Below are 4,634 nucleotides of genomic sequence, written 5' to 3' on the forward strand. Positions count from 1 at the left end.
CTCAGGATCTGCCCCATCTTCATGGCGATGCCCTTGAGCTCGCCGAGAGAGCTGACCACCTTCGCAACCGCCTCCAGATCCAGCGGAGCTTCCCCCGCTGCACCCTGCTTCCTGGCGCCCAGCAGCAGGCGACCGCTGCGCAGCGCAGCCCCTGCCGTGCGACCAAGCCGTCCGAGTGTCGAGGTAGGAAGGTCGGCAGAGGCTTCGAGCAGTCGCTGGAGGAGCGCGGCCTTCAGGGAGTCGCGTGAGCTAGCCACAGACGCCTCAATATAGGCGAGACCGGCGCACCGGGCGGCAGCAGCTATGTCCTGGGTTCACCCCAGTGGATGTCCAGCTGGAGTCATACCTGATGAGGAGGATGCCATTGGGCCAACCCATGAGGTAGTGTGGTGGCGAGGAGCGGAGCAGGCCGCTCCGTACGCCAGGAGGACGCATGGAGACGAGGCTGCTCGCGAGGGAGCAGAACCCGGCTTCGTTGAAGGAGGGCACACGGGTCGGGCCGTGGCGTGTGGTGTCCTGGAGAGGGCAGGGTACCTACGGCACTGTCTACAAGGCTGTGCGTGACGGCCGCGAGGAGGAAGGATTCTTCGCACTGAAGATGGCCAACCACGCACGGGATGAACGCTTCGAGCGAGAGGGGGGGCTGCTCTCGCTCATCCGTCATCCGAACGTGCCGCAGCTGCACGGGCAGGGGCACTGGGAGTGCGCGCTGGGGGTGTTTCCGTACCTGGTGATGGAGTGGGTGGAGGGAGTGCCGCTGTACGACTGGTCCAGTCAACGCAACCCCACCCAGCGCCAAGCGATGGAACTGGTGGCTCAGTTGGCGGGAGCGCTGGCGGCTGTGGAGGCGGCGGGTGGAGTGCACCGGGACGTGAAGGGGGACAACGTGCTGGTGCGGCTGGCGGATGGGCGGCAATTCCTGACGGACTTTGGCTCGGGTGTGGTGGCGGGGGCGGCAGTGCTGACGGTGGACATCCTGCCGCCCAACACGATTGCCTACCGCAGCCCTGAGGCGTGGGCGTATCAGCGCTTCAACAGCTTCCAGGCCCAGGCGCACTACGAAGCCAGTGCCAGCGATGACCTGTTTGCGCTGGGGGTGACGGCGTACCGGCTGGTGACCGATGAGTACCCGCCGCCGACGCAGCCAGAGGCGGAAGGCTCCGAGGTGTGGGGGTGGAACGGGAAGGGGGCTCCTGCTCCTCGTGAGCTCAACGCTCAGGTGGGCCCGGCGCTGGACGGGCTCATCATGAGCCTGTTGTCGGTGAAGCCTTCGAGGCGCTTCAACGGCCGTCCGGAGGAGGCGGCAGAGGCGTGGGAGCAGGGGGCCAGAGAGGCGGGGCCCGAGGCGGACGAGCAGCTGTTTGCCTGGGAGACGCAGCCGGTTGCTGAGCGGCACCTGGAGAAGGATCTGGTGAGCCAGAGGTTGGGGCATCGTCCACGGCGCCGGGATCCGGAGGGGGCCCAGCGCTCGAAGGAGCTGGATGCGCGTGCACGCGTGGCGTGGGAGCGCCAGGAGGCCTTGGAGCGGAGGCGTGCGCAGGCTCCAACAGAGAAGGAGGGAGCACGGTTTCCCACCCGGAGGTTCTTGCCGTTAGCGGCTGCGCTGGCGCTGGTGGGTTTTCTCCTCGCGGCTCCGCCGGAGGAATCTCCGCACCCATCGGAGTTGCCTGATGTGGTGCAGGCCGAGCTCCCTCACGAAGAGGGGGGGAGGGATGGTGGCCCTGTGGGGTTGGGTGACGGCTTCTCCTCTGTGGCAGTGGAGGAGAAGGTGCCGCCGTATGGGACGGAGACGGCAGGCGTCGCCGTCGACCTGCCGAAATCTCCCCTGGACGGACAGCGGCGCCCTCCCTGTAGACCCCGGTTTCTTGAGGTGGAGATTCACGGTGGCTGTTGGTACGCGGCTGATCGCATGAAACCCCCTTGCGACCCGGGTTCTTACGAGTGGGAGGGGACCTGCTACGTGCCCCTCTACTCTCCTCGCCGCGAGCCGGCCTCGGACGAGCCGTAGCTCCAGGGTGAGCGCTTCGGTGTGGCTCATGGCTACCATGCGTGAGAAGTTCCCTGGCCTCGCAGGGCTGCTTGAGAATGCGAGGGTGGTGCCGGGTGCGGCCCGCCGTCTACGGCAGGACCTCTGCGCCGGGGCTACCCCATGGCGTCGTCGTCGCTTGAGGCCTGCGGAGCGTCGCTGCCCGGCCTGTTCAAGGCAGCCCAAGCCGCTTCGGATGCCGCGCAGCTGCCGCTTTCCAGCGTCGGAACACCTCTGCGTCGTAGTGACCATCCCGGCGACCGTCTTCCTGCACTCGCATGTTCCGGCTCATGCCTTCGTGAACCATGCGCGCAGCGAGGCACTGGCGGACGTTGATCGCCATCCGCGAGAGGGTGTCCTTTGCCACCACGCGCCGGGCGGCCCTGTCCATGCCGGCAGCACACCGCGTCGTTGGCAGTCCGAGGGTATTCCTGTGACTGCTGCCCAGGCTGCCCCACCACGGGGGCTCCACGTCCAACAGGCGTCATGGGAGGAGCAGGGAAGCCAGGCCCTGGAGCTGCCTGGGAGTAGGTGTGTTGCGACGAACTGGAGCAGCCAGATGCGAGGAGGAGGAGCAGAGACAGGTGGCGCATGCCCCTCATGGCGGCCAACCTCCTCCCCCCGGCGCGGTCCAGGGGGAGCTCTTCAACGACCGGGTGGTCAGAAACGGTTATTACATGACAGACGTGTATGTCATGTTATCCGGGTGAATCGCGGTCCTCCGGGAGTTGCCCTGGGTGGCTCGCGCGTCACGTGTTGTCCCCCCCCGTTTCGGAGGAAACTCCATGCCGAAGACATCGCCTCTCCCCTCTCGTTTGATCCTCAGCGCCCTGGTGGGCCTGGCCCTGTGCGCCGTTCCGCAAGCGGCCGAGGCCGCACCGAAGCTGCTGGCACCGCGCGCCATGGCCGAGAAGCACACGGGCCGCGAGCTGCCCGCGGACACGTTCGTCGAGCGCCTGGTGGTGAAGTTCCACGAGGGCAGCCGCGTACGCCTCCGCGGTGGCCGGCTGACAGCCCTGTCCGTTGAGCGTGGCGCGGCCGAGCGCGGCCTGCTGGCCAGCCGTGGCCTGAGTGAGGCGCGCTTGCAGGCCTCTATCTCCAGCACGGAGGCACTCCTCGAGCGCGCCCCGCGCATCGGTGCCCTGGCCCGTCACTTCGATGAGGACGAGGCCACGCTGGAGGCACGCAAGGCCTCTGGTGAGGAGCTCAGCGGTCAGCAGCTGGCGGACCTGAACCTGTACTTCGAGGTGCCGCTGCTGCCGGGCACCACCGCCGAGCGCGTGGCCGAGCTCGTGGCCAGGCTCAACGCCCTGGAGGGAGTCGAGGTGGCCTACGCCGAGCCCCCTCCCGAGCCCGCCATGGTGAACTTCGGCATGGACGCGGCCGTGCGCAGCCTGCTGGCCGCCGCCGACATCGCGCCCACCACCCCGCTGTACGAGGCCAACCAGGGCTACCTCAACACCGCGCCGGGCGGCATTGACGCGAAGTACGCGTGGACGGTGGGCGGCGGCAAGGGGCTCAACGTCAAGGTAGTAGACATCGAGGGCGGCTGGCGCACCACCCACGAGGACATGCCGGCCCTCTTCACCCAGATCGGCACGCAGTACAACGACATTGGCTGGCGCAACCACGGCACCGCGGTGCTGGGTGAGATCGTCGGCGTGGCCAACGCCTACGGCGTGACGGGCATCGCCAACCAGGCGCAGGCGGGCGTGTCCTCCGTCGGCAGCCAGAGCTCTGCCACCGCCATCTCCAAGGCCGCGACGGCCGCGGGCCTCGGAGGTGTCATCCTGATTGAGCTGCACTCGCAGGGCCCGTCCGACGGCACGGCCTGCACCTGCAACACCGCCCAGTGCAACTACATCGCCATGGAGTACTGGCAGGCCAACTACGACGCCATCGCCACGGCCACCGCCAACGGCGTGGTGGTAGTGGAGGCCGCCGGTAACGGCAGCGCCAACCTGGACAGCTCCGCGTATGGCACGGCCTTCAACCGCACCGTGCGTGACTCAGGCGCCATCATCGTGGGCGCCAGCACCTCCACGACGCGCGTGCCCATGTGCTGGACCAACTACGGCAGCCGTGTGGACGTGCACGGCTGGGGCGAGAAGGTCTACTCCATGGGCTACGGCGCCCTGTTCGGCTCGGCGTACGGCGAGAATCAGTTCTACACCGCCACGTTCAGCGGCACCTCCAGCGCCTCGCCCATCATCACCGGCGCGGCCGCCAGCGCGCAGGGCGTGGCGCTCGCCAATGGCCGCCGGCTGACCTCCAAGCAGATGCGCGGCGTGCTGAGCGGCAATGGCACCGCGCAGGCCGCTGACTCGCGCAAGATCGGCTCGCTGCCGGACCTGCGCAAGGTGCTGCCCAAGGTCATCGCCGGGACCTACTGACCGGCAGGCCCGGAGCCGCGGATCCTCCCGCGGCTCGGGTGAAGGCGCCTGGGTGCCACGCTTCAGGCGCTGAGCCGGAAGACCTCGGCGTTCTTCACATCCGGCACGTGGACACGGTGGGAGTCCGAGTTGCGAGGTGCCATGGCGCCGTAGGCCTCGGTGGCCAGATAGAAGGTGGTGCGCACCCGCCCGCCCTCGCGCCGCATGGAGGCCCA

Annotated in this window: 2 protein-coding genes and 1 pseudogene; 2 read left to right on the forward strand and 1 reads right to left on the reverse strand. The window is 68.3% G+C overall.

What is annotated here, in order from left to right:
* Positions 1 to 257 (reverse strand): annotated as a pseudogene (locus VD972_RS19335) (hypothetical protein); the annotation flags it as partial.
* 176 nt (positions 258 to 433) lie between these two features.
* On the opposite strand from VD972_RS19335, the gene VD972_RS19340 reads away from it, so the two are divergent.
* Both VD972_RS19340 and VD972_RS19345 read left to right on the forward strand, forming a co-directional pair.
* Positions 434 to 2,008 (forward strand): serine/threonine-protein kinase, encoded by a 1,575-nt coding sequence (locus VD972_RS19340; protein WP_324989102.1) that lies wholly within the window; start codon positions 434 to 436, stop codon positions 2,006 to 2,008.
* Between the two features lie 803 nt (positions 2,009 to 2,811).
* Positions 2,812 to 4,419 carry a S8 family peptidase gene (locus VD972_RS19345; RefSeq protein WP_324989104.1) on the forward strand — a complete coding sequence of 536 codons (1,608 nt, stop codon included), beginning with the start codon at positions 2,812 to 2,814 and terminating at the stop codon, positions 4,417 to 4,419.
* Positions 4,420 to 4,634: the final 215 nt, after the last annotated feature.

The sequence above is a fragment of the Hyalangium sp. genome, assembly GCF_035629615.1.
In the GTDB taxonomy this organism is placed as follows: domain Bacteria; phylum Myxococcota; class Myxococcia; order Myxococcales; family Myxococcaceae; genus Hyalangium.

Coding starts and splice junctions, on each gene's coding strand:
- VD972_RS19340 (WP_324989102.1), top strand. CDS start 434: ATGGAGACGAGGCTGCTCGCGAGGGAGCAGAACCCGGCTTCGTTGAAG.
- VD972_RS19345 (WP_324989104.1), top strand. CDS start 2,812: ATGCCGAAGACATCGCCTCTCCCCTCTCGTTTGATCCTCAGCGCCCTG.